This is a genomic window from Marinococcus halotolerans DSM 16375, assembly GCF_000420725.1.
In the GTDB taxonomy this organism is placed as follows: domain Bacteria; phylum Bacillota; class Bacilli; order Bacillales; family Marinococcaceae; genus Marinococcus; species Marinococcus halotolerans.
On sequence record NZ_ATVM01000001.1, the window covers coordinates 1 to 20077 of the forward strand.

Annotated in this window: 37 protein-coding genes; 28 read left to right on the forward strand and 9 right to left on the reverse strand. The window is 48.5% G+C overall.

Annotation, left to right across the window (positions count from 1 at the left end):
• The coding region (locus G548_RS16865) for a helix-turn-helix domain-containing protein (protein WP_245558578.1) at positions 1 to 205 on the reverse strand (205 nt) is incomplete at its 3' end.
• A gap of 134 nt (positions 206 to 339) precedes the next feature.
• Here G548_RS16865 and G548_RS0100010 point away from each other — a divergent pair.
• The 3 genes from G548_RS0100010 (at position 340) to G548_RS0100020 (ending at position 1696) form a co-directional block, all read left to right on the forward strand.
• Complete coding sequence (locus G548_RS0100010; RefSeq protein WP_022792092.1) at positions 340 to 798, forward strand: hypothetical protein; 459 nt, start codon at positions 340 to 342, stop codon at positions 796 to 798.
• A 179-nt stretch (positions 799 to 977) separates the two neighbouring features.
• The gene (locus tag G548_RS0100015; RefSeq protein ID WP_022792093.1) at positions 978 to 1163 is read left to right on the forward strand and encodes a hypothetical protein; all 186 of its coding nucleotides are present in this window, start codon (positions 978 to 980) and stop codon (positions 1161 to 1163) included.
• A gap of 122 nt (positions 1164 to 1285) precedes the next feature.
• Positions 1286 to 1696: a hypothetical protein gene (locus G548_RS0100020; RefSeq protein WP_022792094.1), complete on the forward strand. Its 411-nt coding sequence runs from the start codon at positions 1286 to 1288 to the stop codon at positions 1694 to 1696.
• A gap of 370 nt (positions 1697 to 2066) precedes the next feature.
• Here the strand turns inward: G548_RS0100020 and G548_RS18625 are convergent, their stop codons facing one another.
• Positions 2067 to 2975 carry a hypothetical protein gene (locus G548_RS18625; RefSeq protein WP_027847105.1) on the reverse strand — a complete coding sequence of 303 codons (909 nt, stop codon included), beginning with the start codon at positions 2973 to 2975 and terminating at the stop codon, positions 2067 to 2069.
• Positions 2976 to 3013: 38 nt separating this feature from the next.
• Positions 3014 to 3325, reverse strand: coding sequence for a hypothetical protein (locus G548_RS0100030; protein ID WP_022792096.1), 312 nt, complete (start codon positions 3323 to 3325; stop codon positions 3014 to 3016).
• Between the two features lie 259 nt (positions 3326 to 3584).
• Here G548_RS0100030 and G548_RS0100040 point away from each other — a divergent pair, with 259 nt between their 5' ends.
• From G548_RS0100040 to G548_RS18630, 3 genes are all read left to right on the forward strand, one after another.
• Positions 3585 to 3791: a hypothetical protein gene (locus G548_RS0100040; protein WP_022792097.1), complete on the forward strand. Its 207-nt coding sequence runs from the start codon at positions 3585 to 3587 to the stop codon at positions 3789 to 3791.
• Positions 3792 to 3883: 92 nt separating this feature from the next.
• Positions 3884 to 4090 carry a hypothetical protein gene (locus tag G548_RS0100045; RefSeq protein WP_022792098.1) on the forward strand — a complete coding sequence of 69 codons (207 nt, stop codon included), beginning with the start codon at positions 3884 to 3886 and terminating at the stop codon, positions 4088 to 4090.
• 147 nt (positions 4091 to 4237) lie between these two features.
• On the forward strand, positions 4238 to 4882 hold the full coding sequence (locus tag G548_RS18630; protein ID WP_022792099.1) for a C40 family peptidase: 645 nt from the start codon (positions 4238 to 4240) through the stop codon (positions 4880 to 4882).
• A 69-nt stretch (positions 4883 to 4951) separates the two neighbouring features.
• On the opposite strand, the gene G548_RS18635 is transcribed toward G548_RS18630, so the two are convergent.
• Together G548_RS18635 and G548_RS18640 are read right to left on the reverse strand one after the other, a co-directional pair.
• Complete coding sequence (locus G548_RS18635) at positions 4952 to 5941, reverse strand: thermonuclease family protein (RefSeq protein ID WP_022792100.1); 990 nt, start codon at positions 5939 to 5941, stop codon at positions 4952 to 4954.
• Positions 5942 to 6206: 265 nt separating this feature from the next.
• Positions 6207 to 7100, reverse strand: a complete 894-nt coding sequence (locus tag G548_RS18640; protein WP_022792101.1) for a universal stress protein — start codon at positions 7098 to 7100, stop codon at positions 6207 to 6209.
• A gap of 184 nt (positions 7101 to 7284) precedes the next feature.
• Here G548_RS18640 and G548_RS0100070 point away from each other — a divergent pair, with 184 nt between their 5' ends.
• From G548_RS0100070 to G548_RS18645, 3 genes are all read left to right on the forward strand, one after another.
• Positions 7285 to 7734 (forward strand): hypothetical protein, encoded by a 450-nt coding sequence (locus tag G548_RS0100070; RefSeq protein ID WP_156847878.1) that lies wholly within the window; start codon positions 7285 to 7287, stop codon positions 7732 to 7734.
• A gap of 64 nt (positions 7735 to 7798) precedes the next feature.
• On the forward strand, positions 7799 to 8122 hold the full coding sequence (locus G548_RS0100075; RefSeq protein WP_022792103.1) for a hypothetical protein: 324 nt from the start codon (positions 7799 to 7801) through the stop codon (positions 8120 to 8122).
• 45 nt (positions 8123 to 8167) lie between these two features.
• The gene (locus G548_RS18645; protein WP_051143815.1) at positions 8168 to 9052 is read left to right on the forward strand and encodes a universal stress protein; all 885 of its coding nucleotides are present in this window, start codon (positions 8168 to 8170) and stop codon (positions 9050 to 9052) included.
• Positions 9053 to 9054: 2 nt separating this feature from the next.
• On the opposite strand, the gene G548_RS0100090 is transcribed toward G548_RS18645, so the two are convergent.
• A complete protein-coding gene (locus G548_RS0100090; protein ID WP_022792104.1) occupies positions 9055 to 9678 on the reverse strand; it encodes a response regulator transcription factor in 624 nt (207 codons plus the stop codon).
• Between the two features lie 182 nt (positions 9679 to 9860).
• On the opposite strand from G548_RS0100090, the gene G548_RS16905 reads away from it, so the two are divergent.
• Positions 9861 to 10601 carry a Crp/Fnr family transcriptional regulator gene (locus G548_RS16905; RefSeq protein WP_022792105.1) on the forward strand — a complete coding sequence of 247 codons (741 nt, stop codon included), beginning with the start codon at positions 9861 to 9863 and terminating at the stop codon, positions 10599 to 10601.
• Between the two features lie 59 nt (positions 10602 to 10660).
• Here G548_RS16905 and G548_RS0100100 read toward each other — a convergent pair whose 3' ends face one another.
• A complete protein-coding gene (locus tag G548_RS0100100; RefSeq protein ID WP_022792106.1) occupies positions 10661 to 11095 on the reverse strand; it encodes a universal stress protein in 435 nt (144 codons plus the stop codon).
• Between the two features lie 159 nt (positions 11096 to 11254).
• On the opposite strand from G548_RS0100100, the gene G548_RS0100105 reads away from it, so the two are divergent.
• The 14 genes from G548_RS0100105 (at position 11255) to G548_RS0100170 (ending at position 16716) form a co-directional block, all read left to right on the forward strand.
• Positions 11255 to 11608: a SpoIIAA family protein gene (locus G548_RS0100105; RefSeq protein ID WP_022792107.1), complete on the forward strand. Its 354-nt coding sequence runs from the start codon at positions 11255 to 11257 to the stop codon at positions 11606 to 11608.
• Between the two features lie 33 nt (positions 11609 to 11641).
• Positions 11642 to 11842, forward strand: a complete 201-nt coding sequence (locus tag G548_RS0100110) for a hypothetical protein (RefSeq protein WP_022792108.1) — start codon at positions 11642 to 11644, stop codon at positions 11840 to 11842.
• 164 nt (positions 11843 to 12006) lie between these two features.
• Positions 12007 to 12234 carry a hypothetical protein gene (locus G548_RS0100115; protein ID WP_022792109.1) on the forward strand — a complete coding sequence of 76 codons (228 nt, stop codon included), beginning with the start codon at positions 12007 to 12009 and terminating at the stop codon, positions 12232 to 12234.
• 122 nt (positions 12235 to 12356) lie between these two features.
• Positions 12357 to 12635 (forward strand): hypothetical protein, encoded by a 279-nt coding sequence (locus tag G548_RS0100120; RefSeq protein ID WP_022792110.1) that lies wholly within the window; start codon positions 12357 to 12359, stop codon positions 12633 to 12635.
• 64 nt (positions 12636 to 12699) lie between these two features.
• Positions 12700 to 13017 (forward strand): hypothetical protein, encoded by a 318-nt coding sequence (locus G548_RS0100125; protein WP_022792111.1) that lies wholly within the window; start codon positions 12700 to 12702, stop codon positions 13015 to 13017.
• A 36-nt stretch (positions 13018 to 13053) separates the two neighbouring features.
• Complete coding sequence (locus G548_RS0100130) at positions 13054 to 13383, forward strand: hypothetical protein (protein WP_022792112.1); 330 nt, start codon at positions 13054 to 13056, stop codon at positions 13381 to 13383.
• A gap of 15 nt (positions 13384 to 13398) precedes the next feature.
• Positions 13399 to 13848 (forward strand): hypothetical protein, encoded by a 450-nt coding sequence (locus G548_RS0100135; RefSeq protein WP_022792113.1) that lies wholly within the window; start codon positions 13399 to 13401, stop codon positions 13846 to 13848.
• Between the two features lie 234 nt (positions 13849 to 14082).
• Positions 14083 to 14304: a hypothetical protein gene (locus G548_RS0100140; RefSeq protein WP_022792114.1), complete on the forward strand. Its 222-nt coding sequence runs from the start codon at positions 14083 to 14085 to the stop codon at positions 14302 to 14304.
• A gap of 248 nt (positions 14305 to 14552) precedes the next feature.
• Positions 14553 to 14816, forward strand: coding sequence for a hypothetical protein (locus G548_RS0100145; RefSeq protein ID WP_022792115.1), 264 nt, complete (start codon positions 14553 to 14555; stop codon positions 14814 to 14816).
• Positions 14817 to 14986: 170 nt separating this feature from the next.
• Complete coding sequence (locus G548_RS0100150; protein ID WP_022792116.1) at positions 14987 to 15166, forward strand: hypothetical protein; 180 nt, start codon at positions 14987 to 14989, stop codon at positions 15164 to 15166.
• Between the two features lie 127 nt (positions 15167 to 15293).
• The gene (locus tag G548_RS0100155) at positions 15294 to 15596 is read left to right on the forward strand and encodes a hypothetical protein (protein WP_022792117.1); all 303 of its coding nucleotides are present in this window, start codon (positions 15294 to 15296) and stop codon (positions 15594 to 15596) included.
• A gap of 147 nt (positions 15597 to 15743) precedes the next feature.
• Entirely contained in the window at positions 15744 to 15986 is a 243-nt protein-coding gene (locus tag G548_RS0100160) for a hypothetical protein (RefSeq protein ID WP_022792118.1), read from the forward strand.
• A gap of 88 nt (positions 15987 to 16074) precedes the next feature.
• Positions 16075 to 16368 (forward strand): hypothetical protein, encoded by a 294-nt coding sequence (locus tag G548_RS0100165; protein WP_156847882.1) that lies wholly within the window; start codon positions 16075 to 16077, stop codon positions 16366 to 16368.
• Positions 16369 to 16389: 21 nt separating this feature from the next.
• Complete coding sequence (locus G548_RS0100170; protein ID WP_022792120.1) at positions 16390 to 16716, forward strand: hypothetical protein; 327 nt, start codon at positions 16390 to 16392, stop codon at positions 16714 to 16716.
• A 149-nt stretch (positions 16717 to 16865) separates the two neighbouring features.
• On the opposite strand, the gene G548_RS0100175 is transcribed toward G548_RS0100170, so the two are convergent.
• Positions 16866 to 17606 (reverse strand): hypothetical protein, encoded by a 741-nt coding sequence (locus G548_RS0100175; RefSeq protein ID WP_022792121.1) that lies wholly within the window; start codon positions 17604 to 17606, stop codon positions 16866 to 16868.
• Between the two features lie 312 nt (positions 17607 to 17918).
• Between G548_RS0100175 and G548_RS0100180 the strand changes: the two genes are divergently transcribed.
• The 3 genes from G548_RS0100180 (at position 17919) to G548_RS0100190 (ending at position 18971) form a co-directional block, all read left to right on the forward strand.
• A complete protein-coding gene (locus G548_RS0100180; RefSeq protein WP_156847884.1) occupies positions 17919 to 18212 on the forward strand; it encodes a hypothetical protein in 294 nt (97 codons plus the stop codon).
• A gap of 90 nt (positions 18213 to 18302) precedes the next feature.
• A complete protein-coding gene (locus G548_RS0100185; RefSeq protein ID WP_027847106.1) occupies positions 18303 to 18527 on the forward strand; it encodes a hypothetical protein in 225 nt (74 codons plus the stop codon).
• 129 nt (positions 18528 to 18656) lie between these two features.
• A complete protein-coding gene (locus G548_RS0100190) occupies positions 18657 to 18971 on the forward strand; it encodes a hypothetical protein (RefSeq protein ID WP_022792124.1) in 315 nt (104 codons plus the stop codon).
• A gap of 55 nt (positions 18972 to 19026) precedes the next feature.
• Here G548_RS0100190 and lexA read toward each other — a convergent pair whose 3' ends face one another.
• A complete protein-coding gene (gene lexA / locus G548_RS0100195; protein ID WP_022792125.1) occupies positions 19027 to 19653 on the reverse strand; it encodes a transcriptional repressor LexA in 627 nt (208 codons plus the stop codon).
• Positions 19654 to 19811: 158 nt separating this feature from the next.
• On the opposite strand from lexA, the gene G548_RS0100200 reads away from it, so the two are divergent.
• Entirely contained in the window at positions 19812 to 20054 is a 243-nt protein-coding gene (locus G548_RS0100200; protein WP_022792126.1) for a hypothetical protein, read from the forward strand.
• Positions 20055 to 20077 lie beyond the last annotated feature (23 nt).

The window sequence follows — 20077 nt, forward strand, 5'->3', positions numbered from 1 at the left end:
ATTCTTCCAGCCAGGCACGTATCCAGTCGCTATGCTCGTCTAACTTCTTGGTTCTTCGATGGGGTTGCTCGATGAAGGCTCGTGCCTCCTGTAGCGTCATCTCTAAATATTTATAGACCGTCGGTCTGGATATCTTTAACTCTTGAGCGATCTGTGTGACTTTCAACTTTCGTTTGTGTAATTCCTGAATCTTGACATATAACACTAATTTCTCCTCCAAGTTCCTGACCCCCCAGTAAAATAACGTCATTATCTATTTTACTAAAGGAGCAGGTTGATGGAGCAAAAGTGTAAAATCGAATCAAGCAAAATCTGTCAACTTTATTCTAGCGTTCACAGGTGCTTGCGGCGGAATTTGCAAACATTAAAACCTTGGTCGGTTTAGAGTGGGAACAAACTATTGATGAAGTATATCAATTAGTAATTGAATATACATATCGTCCGGTAATACCTTTATTAGTTACCGGTATAGAAAAAGGGATAAAAAACGTTATCGATGAACATAGTGACCACAGTAAGCTTTATGGCAATGATTTAAAAAATGAAATAAATAAATTTCTGGAAAAATTTCAAGATGAGTACGCCGATCACCCTTATTTAAAACAATTTGCCAGGATAATCAGCTTTATATATAAAGACAATTTTTTACGTGGAAAAGTAGCTGATAGAGAGAATATAAAAGGGTTGAATAGAAATCTTGTAGGGCATGGCAATGATAAACCTAATGAATGGACAAAAAAAGACTTATATCAATTAATAGCTTTCTTTTCCAGTACAGCTATGCTGGCTAATAATTAATTGAGGGATTAGTAATATGTAATAAATCCTGAAATGAGACCAAACTTATTATTGGATTTCAGAAAATTTACTCAAGTTCTCAATGCTAGCGGTTTTATGTTTTATGAATATGGGAATGGCAGTTCTAATCAATTATTTCAAATGTGTGGTTCACTTAATAATTAAAGGAGGTATTTTGTATGGATGATCTGAAAGAACATTTACTGCAGCAGGCAAAGTCAGTCAAAGAAGGGCAGTCCATTGAAGCATCGAAAGGGCGGGAAGAAAAAGCCTTTGATGAACTGATTGAAGAGGGCCATATAAGTGCCAGGAAAGTAGACGGTGCAGGGGAGAACACAGTGGAATACGTAGACATCAGCACATGAAAATCATGACTTCAATAAAGCATCCGTCACGAGGGCGGGTGCTTTTTAATTTCCAGTAAATAAAGGTTTCCCCCTTATGGTTAAAGGCTATAGTGATCACTATAATAGTGGGAGGAATTTCAATGAATAAAGAAGAAATAACCGCAAAAATAGAAGAACTCGAAGCTGGGCTGGACCGTTCAGGTGCTACGCTGGAAAACGATCACGGCGTGCCTGTCCATAAAACAAGGACGGAGGACGGAGCGTCTGTAATATATGAATATGGTAACGAAGACAATACCAGTGCCGGGCAGGAGGAGACCAACCTTCGTGTTGTATTTGACAGGAAGCCAACCGGCGAATACACCGCGAGGATTGTTTTCGAAACGAACCGGCACAACACAGAAATTGCAGGCGGAGAAAAGCCGTTTGAAGCGCTATATTTAACAGAGGAAGGCACGTGGAGCATTGATGCAGCGGATGGGAAAGAGCTGGAGCAGAATGATTTGGACAAGATCCTTGCCTACACCTTCCAAAGCTATTTACTGAAGTAAATGACTATAAGCCGGCTTCCTTTTTTGCATAAAAAGACCCTGCGCGCACGCAGGGCAAGCTGAGGGAATATACCTTTGCAAACTAGCATCATTTCCTTCCACCAGGGAGACGATCTGGGAAAGCGGTACATGTTTTATATTAAAGCGCTTTCATATAAAAATCACGAGGCAATAGTCCCTTTTTAAGAATTGAGACTATTTTGCTGAATAAAAAAAGGCCCCGCGGGGAACACGGGGCCAGTCTCAGGAGCGGGATGACATATTCATCCCATAAGCACTTTATCGGATGAATAATGTTCATTAATGAGTCATTTGGTATAAATAATGTCAAAAATATTAAAAACCTGCCGGCGGCTGCCCAATGGAGCCGTTAACGGTTGCTGGCTTTTTGAATAGCCTGCTCGACCTTTTCGCCGGAAACGCCGAATTTATCAGCAGTCGCTTCCACGGGGCTGCTTTTTGAATCGAGACTTTCATCGTACGCGGGGCCCGCCCAGTAAAAATACATATCCAGCTGTTTTTCGGTCGGGTAGTTGTCCTGCTGCTTCGGCAGGCCTTTATTGTTGATGGAGCCGTATACCGTGTTGATCTCATGGTCGCTGTAATCACCGGGTTCATAATTTTCCGCGGTTTCGATTTCGCCGTTCGGGAAATAATCCGTTTTTCCGTAAACATAGCTGCCGTAGTCCATCGCCTCTTCGGCGTCGACAAAATTGATGGTCAGCAGGTGAAAGGGCTCTTTTTCTTTGGCATTCATGATCACTTCATCGCTGATCGTGTCGATATCCGTTTCATCAATCGACGTGGGAGCTGCGTCCGGGATCACATAATAATCTAAATAAACGCCATCTTCGTAGCTGCTGCTTTCGCCTTCGTGCAGGGTGTAGGAGGGGATTTCTGCTTCAGAAGCTCCCCCGGTCTGTTCTTTTTCATAGGCGGTGAATTCGCCTTCCATGTCTTCGGACAGTACCGCACAGGGCACCCCGTCCCCATTCGCATCAAGATCGCTCGGATCATTTTCAGAGCTGAAGCTGTTTTCCGTCCAGTAGTCGTACAGCTCCTGATCGTCTTCGAAGTCGCTGCAGCTTTTTACCTCTGTTTCGGCAGCAGCATCTTCACTGCGCACGTTTTCCGCTGCGTTATCTGCTGGTGCCCCCCTGAATACCAGAGTGATAACGCCAACAAGAACCAGGGCGTAAACGAGCGTGGCCAGCATAAGCTTCCATCTGGCATCTGACCGCAGGCCGGGCAGACGTGGCCATTTCCTTTTTTTCTGCATGAAACTCCCCCCTGGATAAGCTTTCTATCCAAATGAACCTATACCTGGTTCGTCTGTTTAATCATTTTTAAGAAATGCTCCTCTTTCGATTTGAATTCGAGTTCACTGACCTTGCTTAAAACGAAATGATATTTAGCAATTTCGCCGCTGATTTTTAAGCTTCTTAAAAAAGCATCTGCGGCCTTTCTGATTTCTGCTGTCTCCCGGTTGCTTTCAAACACGATGACGTTTCGGGTAACCTGCCTGGCGTTGTCGTGCTCGGATAAGTGGGTGATCAGATCAAGCAGATCATCGTAGTTGCTGGTTTTGGTGTTGTTGATTAAATCGACACTAATCAGAAAAACGCTCACAAAGCATCCCTCCTGGAAAGATCAGGCCGGTCCATTGCTGACACTCCAGGCTCAGCCCTGCTTTTTCTTTTTCGCGTACGCTGTCCACCCGAGGTAAATGACAATCAAAGCGGCAATAATGGAAGCCATCATCTCCCGCCTTCCGTGATTTATTAAGCCTATTGTACCACAGGAAAATAGCGGAGGGGGTTGTCAAATACGCCTGCAGCCTGCCTTTTGAACGTACAGCTTAAAATGAAAATGCAAAGGGGCGGTTAGTGTGTATTACGAACCAGGCACGCGGGTCTTCAGCGAGGCGAGACAGCAGTGGGGGGTGGTGGTGCTTCAGAATCACCATCTGGGACCGCATTGGTACTACGTTAAATTCACGCCGGTCCGCTCGGGATGGCATCATGAAAGCGACCTGTGGGAAGCGGGGGAGGTGTTTGCGTGCAGCTGGGAGCGGCACCGGGCGGGACAAATCTGAGCGCGGCAGCGCCATTTTTTCTTAATTGGTGGTCGTTTGGCCTGATTATATGTAAAATAGATGGCGGTGCTATAAATTTGGGAGGGATCGTTATGTACACATCTATTATCTTTTTCATCGAAGACGGGGACCGGCTGATTGTGCCGAAGTCCAACGAGACCCCGAGCGTGGATGAAATTATTGAAAAGCTGAAAAAGGGCAAAAAGCAGGATTTGAAAATGTCCGAGGTATTCAGCGAATGGTTCAACACCGAAGTGGAATGCAAAAAAGTAACAAGCGTCAGCGTCAACTTTATTTAACAGCGAGCATCTGCCTGCGGGCGGGTGCTTTTTTTATCGATGAAAAAATTTCCGGCGGATGGTTGTAAAAAAGGAGGCCCGGGTTCCTTTACTGGGTAGGGCGGCAACAAGCCGGCACCTATTCGCTTCAGGAAAGGATGATGAGCATTGGCACACACATTGGGGCATCAGCTGATTACGTACGGGGAGGATCATCTCGGCACGCCGTATGAATTCGGCGGCGACGGCACGGACACCTTTGACTGCAGCGGCTTTGTCCGCTACGTGGTTGAGTATGTTACCGGGGAGATCATCCCGCGGACCGCAGCCAGCCAGTCGGAGACAGGGACTGAGGTTGCGGAGGAAGATCTCCGCACCGGTGATCTGCTGTTCTGGAAGGACACCCGCTCGGAGGATCTGAACCATAACGAAGTGACCCACGTCGGCTTCTACGTGGACGGCCAGACGTTTTTAGGGGCCCAGGGCTCCACCGGGGTGGCGTTCGCCGATTCGACGCGCGACTACTGGCAGTCCCGCTACGTCGGGGCACGGCGCGTCGTCGACAACACAGCAGATCCGCTCACCAACGTCGGCGGAAAGGGAGACCTGCTCCGGGTGGTCGCGAGCCAGGTGAATTACCGCAGCGAACCGTCCTGGGACAGCGAAGCGGTTGCGGGAAAAGCCACCGAGGGAGAGGCGTTTACGATTGAGCGGCGCGTGCCGATGGAGGAGCGCTCGGATCTGTTTGAACTTATTTCCGGCACGTATATTACGACCCATGAAAACTATGTGGAGGTAGTGCCACAGGGGTAAGTCAGCCTCCCGCGAATAGAAAGCAGGCCCGGCGTACGCAGCCGGGGCCTGCTTTTATTTTTATTCTATTTACGTTTCGCAGCCGACGCCGTCCCCGTCACGGTCGAGGTGGCCGCCGTAGCCCGGGTCGCCTTCGCGGACCGGGGCAGCCCCGGCTTCGCGGGCAGCGTCGCAGTTTTCATAATACACGTCGTCGCTCTCAGAGGAATCAGCGTCTTCCGTAGAACCGGAATCCCCGGAGGACTCCTCCGGTTCCTCGTCCTGCTCCACGTAGCCGTCGTCGGTCACATAATCATCGAGCGACCAGATGCCGATGCCGGCCGACCGGGCTTCTTCCTCGGCGGCTTCAAATTCGTCGAGGTACTCCGTGTTCGGCGGATAGACAGCTACCCGGGCGAGTCCTTCCTCGATCAGCTGCTGATTGAAGTTTTCCCCGTCAACAAATACGTAGGCAAGCAGCCGGCCGTAATAGTCGCGTTCCTCGACACCAAGCTCGAGCCGCACATCTTCACCGGCCAGCTCGCTTGTCGTAAATTCTGTAGCCTCCGGGCCGAACGGCTGCACGCCCATCTGCGGATGCTTGGTCTCAGGAGTGTCGACAAGAATGAGACGAATGCGCTCCTCGCCGCCTTCATAGTCCACATCAATCGTATCACCGTCGACGACGTTGGTTACTGTCGCGTTGGTGTCTTCAGCATTAGAGTCGGACGAGGTGTCTGCCGGGGCTTCTTCTTCGGTGCTGTCGCTGTCGTCAGAGGAATCTCCGGTAGACGTTTGTTCAGCTTCACTGGAGTTTTCCTCCTTCGACGTGTTCTCCTGCTGGTCTTCCTCGGCCGTTTCGCCGCTTTCACTGTCGGAGGCTTCCCCGTCCGCAGCGTCTTCGTTATTATCTTCTGCCTGGTCGTCTGTGTCTTCGGTGTTTTCATCCTCTGAGGCTTGTTCGCTCGTCTGTTCCTCCGTGGCGTCACCGCCGCTTTCCTGGCCGGACTCTTCGCTGCATGCCGACAGAAAGAGCGTGAGCGCCAGGGCGGAGGACAAAAGCCTGACTGGTTTTTTCAATAGAATCACCCCGCTGCATAATTGGTTGGCACGTAGTCAGGAAATAGATGGACGTAATGTGTGAAAAAAGTATCGGTTATTAGTATTAATAACAGTGTACAAGAAAGCATGTAAAAAGAAAATAACCAACCCGGCAGTGTATTTCGTGATCTGTGCAAAGCAGAATATAACTGCAATAAAAACTACACATCTGGTATTGCCTATGCGATGAAATGGCAGTAAAAAAGCCCTCTGCGCCTTTGCAGCACAGGGGGCGGCATCAATGTTATTTCGGGAGATAGTCGTTTCGGATAATCAGCACGTCGCAGGAAGCCCGGCGTACGAGACTCTCCGAGACGCTGCCAAGAAACAGGCGCTCGGCGCGTCCCATCCCGGAGGAGCCGACCACAATCAGATCCGCTTCGAATTTTTTGGCTGCCTCGGTCGGAATCACAATCTTCGGCGCTCCGTATTCGACGGAAAAATCAATCGCCGATATATTTTCCGCAGCGCTTAAATTCCGGTATTCCTCAAGCAGCTCCTTGCCGCGTTCCCGGTACATCTCGATAATATCCTCGGTATGGTATTCGGCCGAGGAAATAAACGGCGTATTCAGCACGTATACGACCTGCACCCGGCTTTTCTCCCGTTTGGCGATGTCGAGTCCGGCATACAAAGCGCTGGTGGACACCTCGGAGCCGTCCACAGCGATCAGTACAGAACGGTAGGGCGCCGGCGGCTCTTCGTTTTTAACAATCCAGACGTCGCAGGAGGCGTGGCGGACGATGCTTGCGGCAACGCTTCCAAAAATCCGTTTTTCAAACGTCCCGGCCCCGGAGCCGCCGGAGAGAATTAGGTCGGCTCCGAACTCATGGGCGATTTCGCCGGGGATTAACGCTTTGGGAGGGCCTTCCTTTAAAAACGTCAGCACCTGTTTTACGCCCTGGTCCTCGGCGCTTTGTTTGGCCCGGTTTAAAATGTCGGTGCCGATACGCTCCGACGCGCTTAACAGATCCGGCGATTCCTGGCGGAGCTCGCGGATGTTGTGATAATCGATAATGTAGCAGAATGCAAGTGCGCTTTCGTAGGTGAGGGCGGTTTCGATGCCTTTTTGAAGAGCGTATTCCGCCTCATCCGAACCGTCGAGAGCGACGAGAATACGTTCATAGTGCAGCGTCATTGCAATCAGTCCCTTCTGGCTTTTTGATGGTATCTATAGTTTAGCTCATTTTTTCTTCGCTGCGTGTGAGGAACCTCACATCCAACCGGGACTTTTTTATTTATACTGTGCTCACAAGGAGCTGTAAATGAAAACTGGTACAGCCTGGATGGGCTGTGAAAATAAAGCACAAAGGAGTTTCGGTATGACGGATCGATTAAAGCAGATTGTCTGGAAGGAAATGCTGAATGAGTATGGAGAAGTGCCGCGTACGCTGCCGGAATTAAATGACAAAGCGGACGGCAATACAGAAATCGCCTGCCTGCTTCCCTTTTACGTGTATTACTTTCATACGTATGAGTGGCAGGAATACTCGCTGATGACAGAGCGCGCGCTTCCCGGCACGCTGAACCACGCCGCCTTTATTGCACTCGACACCCCGTCCCTGCAGGCCTCGGCGCAGATGAAGCGGTACTTTTACGGGCTGTCTTTCATCAGCAGGCTCCCGGAGGACGGAGTGACGTTGTTTACCCTTGAGGAATGGACGCTGCACGTCTTCCGGAAATACTATTACTTAACGACAAAAGCAGCCCTTCCGGCCGGGGAGGCGAACGCGAAAAGGTGGTCCGGCACGTGGACCTTCCGGGTGATGTAGATATGGCCCGCAAAAATGAGAACGTTCTCAAAGCGCCCAAGTAATAAAGGAGGACTGCTTGAATATGCAGAAGCATCACTACGGATATGCCGGAGAAAGCACGGAAGAGGCAGGAGAAGAAGAGTATATACGGTTTGTGTACATTTTTGACGAGCCGTACCGGCGGGAGGAGGTACTCTACATCGGCACGAGGGAAAACGTCCGAAAGAGTGCGAGCGTGGATCTTTTAAATATTGAGCTTGCGCTTGCGGACGCTGTGACGGTGGGGAACCGGACGTTTAAAATTGTCGGAATTGAACGGGTTCCGCCGTTTGAGACGGTATACCGGACGTACCGGGGCGGCATGGTGACGTACTATTTTTCGGAAGCGGATCTGCCGCTGTCCTGAAGGCAGGAAACATAACAGAAAATAAACGTACAGAGGAGATGCGATATGTATAAAACCATTCTTGCTGCAGTGGACCGTTCTGAGGAAGCAAAACGGGCAGCCCGGACCGCTGTCATGCTTGCCGGCCGTTTTGAGGCTACGCTTGTTTTTGCGCATGTAGTGAACGAACGGGATTTCAGCGCGTTTCAGTATTACGTGCCGTCCGCCTGGGAGGAAACGAAAAAAACGAACGAGGCGATGCTGCAGCAGTTTACAGCCGAAGCCGAAAGCGGGGGAGTGACGAAGGTGGAGACGGTGCTGCGCTCCGGTGCTCCTAAGTCAATGGTTCCAAAGGAGCTCGCCCCGGAGTTTGCGGCTGACCTGATCGTGACCGGGGCCTCCGGGATGGGTACCGTGGAAAAACTGGTGATGGGGAGCGTGTCGAGCGGCATCCTCCGCCGGGCCAGGGAGGACGTGCTCATCGTCCGGAAGGAAGACGCCGGTGCCTATAAAAAAATTCTGATAGCCGTGGACGGCTCTGAGGAGGCGGGGCTCGCATTTGAAAAAGGCGTCCAGCTTGCGCTGCAGACGGGGGCGGAACTGTTTATTGTGCACGTATTTAATTCGTATCTGCTGTATTCCACCTCCCTGAACGCCCATATTCTGAAAACGATCGAGGACGATGACCGGAAAATGCTGGAGGATTATAAAGCAGAAGCAGAGCGTCTCGGTGTTGCAGACGTAACGACGTCGCTGCTCTACGGGGCGGCCAAGCTGATTATTCCACAGGAATATGCCGTGCAGCACGAAATTGACCTGATCGTAAGCGGCGCGTCCGGAAGGAACAGGACGGAGCGGCTGTTGCTCGGAAGTGTGGCGGAGGGAATTGCCCACCGGGCGATCTGTGACGTGCTGGTGGTGCGCCAGCCGCTCGAGCATAGAGAGCAGTAGGGCTATTTTCTGGAATGAATCAGCCCGGTTTGATAGGCGTACTCCACGAGCTCCTTGCGGGTTTTCATTGCGAGCTTTTCCATTAAATTGGTGCGGTGGGCCTCCACGGTTTTAACACTGATCACGAGCGTATCGGCAATTTCTTTATTGGCGTAGCCAAGCGTTATATAATAAAGCACCTCCCACTCCCGCGGGGACAGCCGCCTCGGGCTTTGGCCGGCAGACGGGAGGCTTTGGGCCTGCATTAAGGCCTGGAAGGAAGCAGAGGCGTAGCGGGTGTGCCGGGCGGAGGCCCGGATGGCCCCGTATAAATCGTCCAGGGGATCGGTGTGCAGCAGGCACCCGGTGGCCGCTCGTTCGTATACCTGCTGCAGAAATGCGGGCGTTTCCTCTCCGGAGACTAAAAACACGGCCGGAAGCAGGGGACGGCTCGCGATCGCCGGAACCAGCGACAACGTGCCGGCATCAACGATACAGACGGTCCGCGGACTGCCGGACGGAAAAGCATCTGCAGAAGGCCACTCAGCTGCTTCCTTAACGACGGTACAGTCAGGCGCTTCGTCGAGCAGTGTTCTTAGCGCTTTGCGGTAAATCGGGCGTCTGCTTATTAATACAATCGAAATCATACAGTCACCTTCTTATGCATGGTTAGGCATTCATACAATCAGGCGCTTCGGGAACTCCTGCCCAGAGGATTAACCACGAAGTGTTAAAAAAGCAGGAAAAAATAATTAAGGGTTTTCCCTTATATTTTTTAAAAATACCCTTTGATAGTATCATGGTAATACTATCGAAGGAGATGGAAATAATGAGCAGGCCCCTTCAAAGTCTTCCAGTGCACGAGAAACCGGGCGGATCTTTTGCGAGTATGCTGTCACCTGAAGAATTTGACCGTTTCCAGGCGCGCACGCAGCCGGTGCACAAACGGGCCGGCACGTACCTGTATTTAGAAGGAGACCCTTCTGATTATTTCTATTTTCTCTACAACGGAACCGTGAAAATTCAAAAAAGCACAAGCGACGGCAAGGAACTGACGATCACGCTGCTCGGGAGCGGAGATCTGGCCGGTGAATACGGCAATCTGAACGCGGTGCGCCATGATTTTTCCGCGAAAGTCGCCACCGACAGCCTGGTCGGCGCTATTAAAAAAACACAAATCGAAGCATTGATTAAAGAGTCCGGCACCTTTTCCCTGAAAATGATGCAGTGGATGGGCAGCAATACGTTAAAGGAACAGTCGAAATTCCGGGATCTGCTGCTGTACGGGAAAAACGGCGCCCTCGCTTCAACGCTGATCCGGCTCAGCACCACGTACGGCGCCGGTACGGAGAATGGGACCGTACTGCAGCTGAAGCTCACGAACGCCGATCTCGGGGAATACATCGGATTGTCGAGAGAGGGTGTGAACCGCTGCCTGAATGAGTGGAAAAAGGCCGGCGTCCTCTCCTATGAGAACGGCCGCATTGTTATTCACGACATGCTTTATCTGCGAGAGCTGTGCAACTGCCCGCTGCACAACCTCTGCTCGAGCGAAATATGCCGTCTGTAATGATGTGAATTTCCCCGGAAGCCTCTTTCAGGCCCCGGGGTTTTATCATGTTTACCGGACTATAACCGTACGACCATCACGCTGCAGTCGGCATTTTTTGTAATGTGCTCGGACACGCTGCCAAGAAAAATCTTCTCGACGGCATTTAAGCCAGTCGCACCCGTGACAATTAAATCGACGTTGTATTTTGGCACAAGATCGCGTGGAATGGCTGTTTTTGGCGATCCGTATTCGATGTCAGCCACCACGTCCGTGATGCCAAACTCTTCTGCCTGCTTTTTATATTTATCAAGCAGCTGGCGTGCATCATCCTCTACATTACTGATAACGGTGGAATCGTAATTGCTCATCGGCCGGTAGGCATTACGGTTGATCACCTGGGTGATCACAAGCTGCGACCCCTGGGCTTTAGCAATCGGAAGAGCAGTTTCAAACGCGTAATCGGCTTCCTCGGAACCATCTACGGCAACTAAAATAACGTCCATGGTATGCATGATTTGCCTCCTAAAGAAATAATTGTGTTTCCACTCGTTTACTTCTAGTTATTATATGCATTTTCCTGTTTTCCGGGAGCTGAAAATTCCACATTGACCGATTAAGACAGGTGACTGCCGGGAATTACACCAGTAGACTTTTCCGGGAGGTGTTTAAACATGCTGAGCGTTACCTCGGCAGAAACAGATCGTATAATCGAGATTGAAATCAGCGGAAAGCTGACAGAAGAGGATTATGAAACATTCCGGAAGTGGTTTCATTCTGTGAAGCAGGACGAAACTCCGATTAATCTGCTTGCGGTGGCGGGCGACTGGAAGGGCATGACGCCCCAGGCGATTGTAGAGGATCTGAAATGGCTGAGACGCATAAATGAATTTCAAAAAATGGCAATTGTCAGTGATGAAAAAGGCATGAAAGCAGTGGAAACCTTCAGTAAGCTTATGCCTGGAATCGAAACAAAGCACTTCGGGCAGACAGAAAAGATAGAGGCACGTGAATGGCTGGGGCAATAATCCCCGGGCCGTAAAAAGAAAGGAGCTTTCAGCATGAGTGAAGCAACCGTGAAACTCGCTGTACAGGGAGAAAACGAGATCAGAAAAGAACAGAAAACAAGCTTTATCCCCCGCATCGGTGAAACTATAGCCCTCGAACCGGACGAAAAATTCCGGGTGATTGATATAGAGTATACAATGTTTGGGGAAAACGCGGCGACTACAGAGGTAGTAGCACTAGTGAAAAGATTGTAAAAGCCGGCAGCGTCTCTGGGAAGAGACGCTTTTCGTTTAATGCATAATATAATTATGTTAACTGAAAAATATCTTAAAGCGAAGCAGAAAAAGGATTACGACCGCAGTAAAAGCGGGTAAAAGGGATTAACGACCATGATGCGTACGTTAAAGGAGGGATCGCCGTGAATAAAAAGCAGAAAAAGCAGCTGGACAGGCTGATTATTGATTATCTGAAGGACCGGGGAAAATCTCATGAGCTGAAGGTGGCAGACGAGCTGTCGGAGCGGTTTGAAGGAAAGCTGCATGCTGCTACCGTACTGGTCAGAATTGACCGGATGAAAAAAAGCAACGAATTGCGGCATGAGGCCAAAGCTGTGCACGATACAATCGTCTGGGCAAAAAAACTGTAGTTTCATTCATAAAAAACGAGGATCCTGGTTTTTAACCCGGTCAGAACGGGGAAAGACGAGAATAGAAAGAACGGCAGACGGAAGCTGCACTGCCGCACAGCATGTGGAGGAGGACTCTGGTAATGGAGAAACTGGAATTCCAATTTATAACGGTCGATAAACGGGGAGAAATCCCGATAGAAAGCGGCATATTGACTATCGAAAACGACAATACATGGCAGGCGGAATTAATTAATTTCACCGGCGGCATGGAGCTGTTCTCCGATCAGGGCAATGAGTTCCGCATTAAGGATAACAGCCTGGTGGAGTACGAAGGAAAAGGCAGGGCGTCGAAAGCAGGCGATGAAGACTCGGAAGGAAATATAATCATTAAAGGCCAGGGGAAAATTAGCAAGTACTAATAAAGCATCCCGGACGGGGTGCTTTTTCAATGAATACGTCGGACGCAGAGGAGGAACGACTTGTATGGACACGTATTATGAACACCCGGAATACCGTCCGTTTTTTCCAAATGCCCTGAACGCTGCGCATTCCATCGAGATACTGGATTTCGACGGGCTGGCCCTGCTTATCCAGATGACCGATGAGGCAGTAAATTCACCGCACCGGCCGGACAGGGACAACCTGCTGCACTGGCTGTGGGACACCGGCGTCGGCTATCTGGAGAAAAATGATCCCGGCGAGCGCCAGCGGATGGTGATTACAGAAGCAGATCTTGAAAACGGGAAATTGATTACCTCCTATGAAGATCTTCTGAAAGAATTCGAAGGGTCCGGGTACTAAACAGCAGAGTAAAAAAAGTTTCCCCAGGAGGTAAATATGTCATTTCGAAATTCTATAGGAAAAAATGTTAGAATTGCTCTTGCAGATATAGCCAAAGAAGATAAAGTACTGCAATTAATTTTGGCGCCTAAAACGATGGAAAAATTTATTATCGTAAAAATCGATTCCATCGATGAGATGGGCATATGGATCGAACACGAAATAGAAGCTGAGTTCGATGAAGATGAAGACGGAGAAAAGCTGCTGCAGACGCAGCGCGAGAAAAAATTCGTCCGGTCAAAATTTCTCATCAAGTGGAACTACATCGAAGGGGCCTATGCGCCGCTTGACGATGACGTAAACAGTAAAATGAAATTCCTGCGATAAAAGGAGGGGTCTTACATGGACAATTGGATTCATCAATTATCAAGCACGGCCCGCCAGAATAAAAAACAGGCGTCCACCGTGGAAGAAGAAAAGCAGATGGAAAGCATACGTGCCTGCTCCGAGCAGCTGACAGGCATGTTCGATGAATTGATGGGGACCATCAACGGCCGGTCAGACTTAAAAGTGGAAAAGGTAAAAAGCAACAAGCATGTAAAATATTTTTACGGCGTTTCCGAGCTGATCATTGAGTCCGGGGAGATTTTCACCCGTAAAGGCTTTTTGGAAATGAGCTTTAAAATTCGTATTAATGACTCTGCCTATAACGTCAGCGACGTCAGGCCGCGCAGTGCTTACCTGAAGGACTTAAACTCCTGCAGATGGGAAACGGAAACAGGTGCTGTATTCAGTGAAGAACAGGCGTCGATATTATTTAAACAGGCACTGCTTCCTTATATTGAAGAATAAAATCGACATAAACAGTCCGGAAAACAACCCGGGCTGTTTTTTTTATTTTTTAAGCGTAGTGTTTTTAATAAAAAAGAAAACAGTGTATTGATGCACAAAAACAACAAAAAAATATACAGTGGGAACACGGGTCGCCCAGGTTAAAAAGCATCAGAAAATAAATTCCTTAATTTGAAAAATAATAGTACTTTATTACTTGAAATTGAAGTATTATAAAAGAGAGGGGGATAAGCGATGGCTACCGTGTATGTCAACCGCCATGTTCGTTATGTTCAGGTGCTGTTAAGCGATGAGGGGAGTCTGTTGCACTGTTTAACCTGGGAGACCGATGAAGGATTTGTGTTTGACGTACATGCGCTTGATGACAGCTCGTTTTCCCCTAAGTACGACCGGATCTATATGCCGTTTGACCAGGAAACAATGACGCTCCATGGAAACACATATATTTTATATTAATCATATTTTGGCTGGCAATAAATCAAGGGGTGTCCGGAAATGCACGGCACCTCTTTGTATTATTTTATATACATGTTGAATTGATGTATAAAAACTAAGTGTGTCGTTTGATGTGTTTCTAAATCGATTCATGTTTCTTTTTTTATATACACTTATTCAAAGGACGAATTTTTGTAGTTTTAACAGGGGATGTGTGCTGAGCATACCGGGCACCATATATTTCCTATACATCGGGAAGTGGGAGTGTTATGCTTTGGGCGGAACAGGAGTTGAAAGGAGCATGCGCTATCTCTCAATTTTCTTATGTGATTGATGAAGAAGGAAATGAAGTTTTCGTAGGGACAGAAGAAGACATTAAGGAAAAGTTTCCGGACAGGGAAAAGCATATTTTTAACACCGAAGAGGACCTGCTGAAAGGCATACGGGATTTTCGGGAAAATGAACGAATCATATCTGTGGTAAGCGACCTGCCGGTTTTAAATGAACAGTGGAAAAACAAAGACAATATGTAAAAACGATTCGCTTATGCCGGAGCAGGCGGGCGTTTTATTTATTACTTAGGTGCGTACCGGACTTTCTTCAGAAAAGTCCGTTTTTTTTGTCAGGCGGAAGGCTTTTGAAAGCGCTGACGTAGTATAATGAACAAAGTACCTCCCAGTCTTTGTCAGAGAGGAAGATGATGATGAAAAAGAGAAGAAATACCGCCTGGCTGCTGGTCCCGCTGCTGCTTCTGCAGGCCTGGTGGCTTTACCGGGAAGCAGAAAAGCAGGGAAAAGCAAAATGGACATGGGGCCTGTGGGGATTAACGCAGTTTCCGACCCCGGCAGTCGCTTTTTATGTTATTCACAAATGGAAGGAATGACCCTGGGCTTCTACCCGGGCGCTTCTTTTCCGAGGTTTCAAATCACCGTCCGGGTGTAATAGGGTAAAAAGAAGCCGGGGATTCTGCCGGCATGTGCAGCACCTATTAGAGTGAAGGGGCGACAAAAATGAAACAGGAAACTCAGGAAATCAACGAAATTGTACTCGACGAATCGGAGCTGCGATTTGATTCTGCGTATTTGTATCTGGAAACGTCCGGTCCGGAGCGGATCGGGGAAAGCGCCTGGACGATAGTCATTTACAATGCAGAGCAGGAATTTTCCGAGGAGTTTACGAACCGAAACAGCATCAGCATTCGGATCAAAACCGAAGAAGCAGAGTACCAGGGACTCGTTAAATTTAAAAATATTGAAGGCAGCGAGAAGAAGCACTGTCATCTCGACGGCCTCGATGAACTGGTGCAAATATAAAGAAGAACTAGAAAACGGGTGTCAGCTGAAGCTGGCGCCTGTTTTTGCATGTTGGGAAGCTGGCAGCCGGATGAACGTTTAATACGCGTGAATTCGGGGATTATAGCTGTGAAAAGATGCTCAATGATTGGGAAAGGAGAGAAAGCCATGAGTCCGAGAAAAGAAGCGATGGCCCAGCTCGCTGGAAGAGTCGAGCGCGGGGAGATCGGAGCCGAGTGGTCGCCGGTAGATGAAATCGAGCAGGACCGTTTTCAGGAGCTTGCGGAGCACGGATACGTGACGTATGACGACGCCTCCGGAGAGAAAGATCAGGCGGTTTACAGCGGCATTAAGATTACAAAAGAAGGCCGCGAGCTTTATGAAGAATATAAACGGCAGGTGGACGAATAGAAATTAATGCACCCAACAGGAGATTTTGAACAAGCCGCCTTTTTTAAAGAATGAAGCTAAAAGAAATAACAACACCCAGGAGGACGCGATGCCGACATTAGCACTTGAATCTGTTAAAACAATCTCCACAAATGAAGTTATCCATGTAAATGATGGACAGCTGCAGGCTGGAGACGGGCCGCTCGAGCGCTGGACCGTCTCCATTACAGACTGCGAAAACGAGGAATTTTTCCACCAGGCCTTCAACAGTGCCTCGCCTGCACTGGATCTGTATTTTTACACCCGGGAAGGGTTTCAGTTTGGCGGCCAGGTGTATATTACCCGGGTGGATCAGGAAAGCATCGAGCTTGAAGGAAGCAGTGCGCTCCAGGAGCAATCGTAATCGGATAAAAGGAGGATAACTATGGCACAGGAACCGGATTTTTCCCAGGAGGGACTGAAAGGCTACCGCGTACGTCCGACCCATTTTGCCGGAGAATCAGTTGAAGTGTACCGGGACGAAGAACTGGTGCTGCTCGTCCAGGTGACCACCTCGGCGATGGCAGCCGAAGCCAGTTTAAAGGAAGAAAACGTGCCGGGATGGCTGTGGGACATTGGCATGGACTATTTGAAGCAGGAACAGCCCACGGAAAGAAAACGTCTCGTCCTCACCGTCCAGGACGTCACGGACGGAGAAGTAAACAAATCGTATGACAATTTATTAAGAGATTTTGAAGCGCCCTCAAGCTGAGAGGGCGCTTTTTTGTTTCTGTTATATAGAAGACAGTAAATAATAAAAAATTTCATGAAATCGAAAGTTGATGGCGGAAGTTTAATTGTTGTTACCCCATGAGAGAAGTAACAAAAAAAGCGGGCTGAAAACACCCGCTTAATCGACTTTTACCAAGTATCCACTTCCAAATCGTCTTGAGTCAAATTTCCGGAACCTTCTTCTAATGGAAATGTATAGCGCTCTTCTTCGGCAAGGTCGTCCATGTCATCATAATCATACGGAGCATCAATAATGTAAGTGACTTCTGAAACCTCTGCTTCAGCATCACTCAGTACGTAATACATTGTCCCTCCCATGCTGACGTCTCCAAGGAAATCGTCCCCAAGCCAAGTACTGAACATCATGTCGCTTTCCAACTGTTCGCCGGAATCCGTAGTCAAATACGAACCCGGATAAAAGGAGACATCATCCTCTGTGGTGTTTGTCGCCTCCACATCTACTGCCAGCAGTTTTACTTGATCAGCTGGTTCGTCTAAATAATAATCCTTGGCTTCTTGAGACGTTTCCAGCTCAATAAGAGCCACGTGATTCACCGAAAATTCCATAGGCCCAATCGACATAGTGTTTCCTATCGCTTCACCGGTGCCGTGTTTGATAATTTCCGCTTGACCTAAGCCAGAAAAGTCAAAAATGGAAGAGGATTCTTCTGCTGATTCATCTTTTGAATCTTCTTCAGAGTTCTGCTCATTGGCAGTAGAATTTTCTTCTGATCCTTCCTCCGCTTTATCGTTTTCAGAGGTAGTTTCTTCGTTAGCTTCGGGGGCTTCGCTGTCCACATCTTCAGCTCCGCATCCAGTTAAAACAACTATACCTGCTCCAATAAAACCTAACCAAGGTGTTCTTCTCATGAGACTATCCCCTTTGTGTATAATGTATGATAAAAATACAGCTAAAATGAAGCTGTATTTTTCATATGAGAGTCTTTATACTTATAATAGCGACAAATTGTTCCATTTTCTACTAGTATTTTCATAATGTTATTAATTTATATTTCTATCGTATTTATTATAGAAGAAACAGGCTGACTGATCGTTTGCGGGGGCGGTCCTGAGAAACGGTTTTCACTGGGCCCGGCAGGAAATTCTTTCTGAAAAAAACAGGCGGGTGTCTTCTCGAACAGCACAAACTGTGGTATAAATAAGTGGAGGGGGTGGATGACAGTGGCTTTAGTGGAATTCAAATGCAGAACGCAGCCGCAGGTGACGTATAGCAGTGAAGGTCATGAAATTCATTACAAGGTGATTGAATACGCCGATGGCTATGAAGTGGTGCTTCATTCGATGAGTAATTTTCAGCCGGCCGATGAAAAACTGTTATTTCATCAGGGAAGTCAGGTCATTCACGCCAAAGAGCATACTTACGTGTTAGACACCTGCGATTGTGTGTACAGCGGTGAGCCCGATGAAACGATCGATCACTCGATCTGTCACAAACCGTATTCTAAATCTATGTAAACGCTAAGCGGAGCTTTCCTTCCCGGGAGGCTCTTTTTTGTGGCGGGCGCAGGTATAAAAACATTCCGGAAAATAGAAAGGGGCATACCAATGCTGCATTTTGAAAAGAAGGATCTTCACAACTTAAACCATGCGGAAGCGCCGTATGTATCCATTTACCAATACGGAAAAACGGACATCAGCAGCCATCCCTCCGACAGCAGCCGGGTGGGGCTGTCCAAGCAGGGCATGATGAAGCTGGTGAGCTACTGGATCGAGGAAGGCAACCTGGATGAAAACGACAAACAGCAGATTAAAGAGTGGCTCGACCAGTAACCTTTTAGGAAGCGCGTGGGAAATTCGGGTTTAGCAGGAGGGTGGCCGGGAAAAGGAATCACAATTCACCAATAGAAAGACGAGCTTCGGACAGGAATTAATGCCGGAGTCGTTAAAGGGGGAATCGTGATGGCACGCCTGCTTGATTTTTACCACGGACCGTACGAAGGTAGCCCGGGAGAGTCTGAACATTTTAATGGACCGGTGCTTCACATCTTTGAGCGCGAACAGCTGCTCCTGTCGATGCAGATTACGGCAGAGGCGCTCCAGAAAAACGAACTGAATGTAGACATGACCACGGTGTATGAATGGCTCTGGCACCGGGGGCTCGAATTTATTGAACGGGAAAATATTACGTCAGCCACGGTGATCGTAATTACTGACCGGGATATTCAAAAAGACAAAATCATTACGGACTACCAGACGCTTGCCATCCGGGCATAATAATGAAACAGGCCGCCTGCTTTTTTAAAAAAAGCAGGCGGCCTGTTTTGTGTGATTAAAAGATGGTGCGGAAAACGCCGGTGACTCTGCCGAGTATCGTACAGTTTTCTAGAATAATCGGATCCATGGTGGCATTTTCAGGCTGCAGCCGGATAAAGTTTTCTTCTTTATAAAACCGTTTAACCGTTGCTTCCATTTCATCGGTCATAGCGACAATAATATCGCCGTTGTCTGCGGTCTGCTGTTTTTGAACGACGACAAGGTCCCCGTCAAAAATGCCGGCCTCAATCATGCTGTCGCCCTGGATGGTAAGCATGTAGACCTGTTCTTCATCGGTAACCATGCGTTCCGGAAGAGGGATGTATTCTTCGACATTTTCCACCGCGGTAATAGGCTCGCCGGCCGTGACTTTACCGATGACCGGCACGTACACAGCCTTGCTTTCGTGGATCGGCTCACTGCCCTGATCCTCAAGCTCAAGTACTTCAATCGCCCGTGGCTTTGTCGGGTCGCGGCGGATTAAGTTTTTATTTTCAAGGCGGGCGAGGTGCCCGTGAACCGTAGAACTCGAAGCGAGTCCGACGGCTTCCCCGATCTCCCGTACCGAAGGCGGATAGCCTTTTTCTTTTACTTCTTCTTTTATATAATCAAGAATTTGCTGCTGGCGCTTGGATAGCTTCATCTCCGCACCTCCTTTTGAGGAATTTTTCTGAATAAAGTATAGCATGAGGGGAACAAAAACGCAAACACCCGTTCTAATATTTTTGTTGACGGGAACAGGTATTCTGGTATACTGGGTGAATATAAGAACATACATTCTCATTCAGGGGGAACATGCATATGAATAAACTCAAAGCTTTTACTTCAACGGACTGGACCATGCTTATCTTATTTGCATTTGCACTTTTATTTTTGGTATATTCAGCGGACGCTTCCATCACTCCGGATACGCTGGGCGGCACGGAATCAGACCGTTCGGCAGAAATCGTCTATGAACAGGAGCATCCGGTTTTAAAGGACAGGCCGGGCTATCAGGAAGAGCCATGGGAGCAAACGGTGTCGTTTGATGCACCCGAACAGTAAAACGCGAACGGAAAGGACCGCTG

What these genes read in the sequence shown, in the direction of transcription:
- G548_RS0100015 (WP_022792093.1), top strand. Translation starts at nt 978, where the DNA reads ATGGATGATCTGAAAGAACATTTACTGCAGCAGGCAAAGTCAGTCAAA.
- G548_RS0100020 (WP_022792094.1), top strand. Translation starts at nt 1,286, where the DNA reads ATGAATAAAGAAGAAATAACCGCAAAAATAGAAGAACTCGAAGCTGGG.
- G548_RS18625 (WP_027847105.1), bottom strand. Translation starts at nt 2,975, where the DNA reads ATGCAGAAAAAAAGGAAATGGCCACGTCTGCCCGGCCTGCGGTCAGAT.
- G548_RS0100045 (WP_022792098.1), top strand. Translation starts at nt 3,884, where the DNA reads ATGTACACATCTATTATCTTTTTCATCGAAGACGGGGACCGGCTGATT.
- G548_RS18640 (WP_022792101.1), bottom strand. Translation starts at nt 7,100, where the DNA reads ATGACGCTGCACTATGAACGTATTCTCGTCGCTCTCGACGGTTCGGAT.
- G548_RS0100070 (WP_156847878.1), top strand. Translation starts at nt 7,285, where the DNA reads ATGACGGATCGATTAAAGCAGATTGTCTGGAAGGAAATGCTGAATGAG.
- G548_RS0100075 (WP_022792103.1), top strand. Translation starts at nt 7,799, where the DNA reads ATGCAGAAGCATCACTACGGATATGCCGGAGAAAGCACGGAAGAGGCA.
- G548_RS18645 (WP_051143815.1), top strand. Translation starts at nt 8,168, where the DNA reads ATGTATAAAACCATTCTTGCTGCAGTGGACCGTTCTGAGGAAGCAAAA.
- G548_RS0100090 (WP_022792104.1), bottom strand. Translation starts at nt 9,678, where the DNA reads ATGATTTCGATTGTATTAATAAGCAGACGCCCGATTTACCGCAAAGCG.
- G548_RS16905 (WP_022792105.1), top strand. Translation starts at nt 9,861, where the DNA reads ATGAGCAGGCCCCTTCAAAGTCTTCCAGTGCACGAGAAACCGGGCGGA.
- G548_RS0100100 (WP_022792106.1), bottom strand. Translation starts at nt 11,095, where the DNA reads ATGCATACCATGGACGTTATTTTAGTTGCCGTAGATGGTTCCGAGGAA.
- G548_RS0100105 (WP_022792107.1), top strand. Translation starts at nt 11,255, where the DNA reads ATGCTGAGCGTTACCTCGGCAGAAACAGATCGTATAATCGAGATTGAA.
- G548_RS0100110 (WP_022792108.1), top strand. Translation starts at nt 11,642, where the DNA reads ATGAGTGAAGCAACCGTGAAACTCGCTGTACAGGGAGAAAACGAGATC.
- G548_RS0100120 (WP_022792110.1), top strand. Translation starts at nt 12,357, where the DNA reads ATGGAGAAACTGGAATTCCAATTTATAACGGTCGATAAACGGGGAGAA.
- G548_RS0100125 (WP_022792111.1), top strand. Translation starts at nt 12,700, where the DNA reads ATGGACACGTATTATGAACACCCGGAATACCGTCCGTTTTTTCCAAAT.
- G548_RS0100130 (WP_022792112.1), top strand. Translation starts at nt 13,054, where the DNA reads ATGTCATTTCGAAATTCTATAGGAAAAAATGTTAGAATTGCTCTTGCA.
- G548_RS0100135 (WP_022792113.1), top strand. Translation starts at nt 13,399, where the DNA reads ATGGACAATTGGATTCATCAATTATCAAGCACGGCCCGCCAGAATAAA.
- G548_RS0100140 (WP_022792114.1), top strand. Translation starts at nt 14,083, where the DNA reads ATGGCTACCGTGTATGTCAACCGCCATGTTCGTTATGTTCAGGTGCTG.
- G548_RS0100145 (WP_022792115.1), top strand. Translation starts at nt 14,553, where the DNA reads ATGCTTTGGGCGGAACAGGAGTTGAAAGGAGCATGCGCTATCTCTCAA.
- G548_RS0100150 (WP_022792116.1), top strand. Translation starts at nt 14,987, where the DNA reads ATGAAAAAGAGAAGAAATACCGCCTGGCTGCTGGTCCCGCTGCTGCTT.
- G548_RS0100155 (WP_022792117.1), top strand. Translation starts at nt 15,294, where the DNA reads ATGAAACAGGAAACTCAGGAAATCAACGAAATTGTACTCGACGAATCG.
- G548_RS0100160 (WP_022792118.1), top strand. Translation starts at nt 15,744, where the DNA reads ATGAGTCCGAGAAAAGAAGCGATGGCCCAGCTCGCTGGAAGAGTCGAG.
- G548_RS0100165 (WP_156847882.1), top strand. Translation starts at nt 16,075, where the DNA reads ATGCCGACATTAGCACTTGAATCTGTTAAAACAATCTCCACAAATGAA.
- G548_RS0100170 (WP_022792120.1), top strand. Translation starts at nt 16,390, where the DNA reads ATGGCACAGGAACCGGATTTTTCCCAGGAGGGACTGAAAGGCTACCGC.
- G548_RS0100175 (WP_022792121.1), bottom strand. Translation starts at nt 17,606, where the DNA reads ATGAGAAGAACACCTTGGTTAGGTTTTATTGGAGCAGGTATAGTTGTT.
- G548_RS0100185 (WP_027847106.1), top strand. Translation starts at nt 18,303, where the DNA reads ATGCTGCATTTTGAAAAGAAGGATCTTCACAACTTAAACCATGCGGAA.
- G548_RS0100190 (WP_022792124.1), top strand. Translation starts at nt 18,657, where the DNA reads ATGGCACGCCTGCTTGATTTTTACCACGGACCGTACGAAGGTAGCCCG.
- lexA (WP_022792125.1), bottom strand. Translation starts at nt 19,653, where the DNA reads ATGAAGCTATCCAAGCGCCAGCAGCAAATTCTTGATTATATAAAAGAA.
- G548_RS0100200 (WP_022792126.1), top strand. Translation starts at nt 19,812, where the DNA reads ATGAATAAACTCAAAGCTTTTACTTCAACGGACTGGACCATGCTTATC.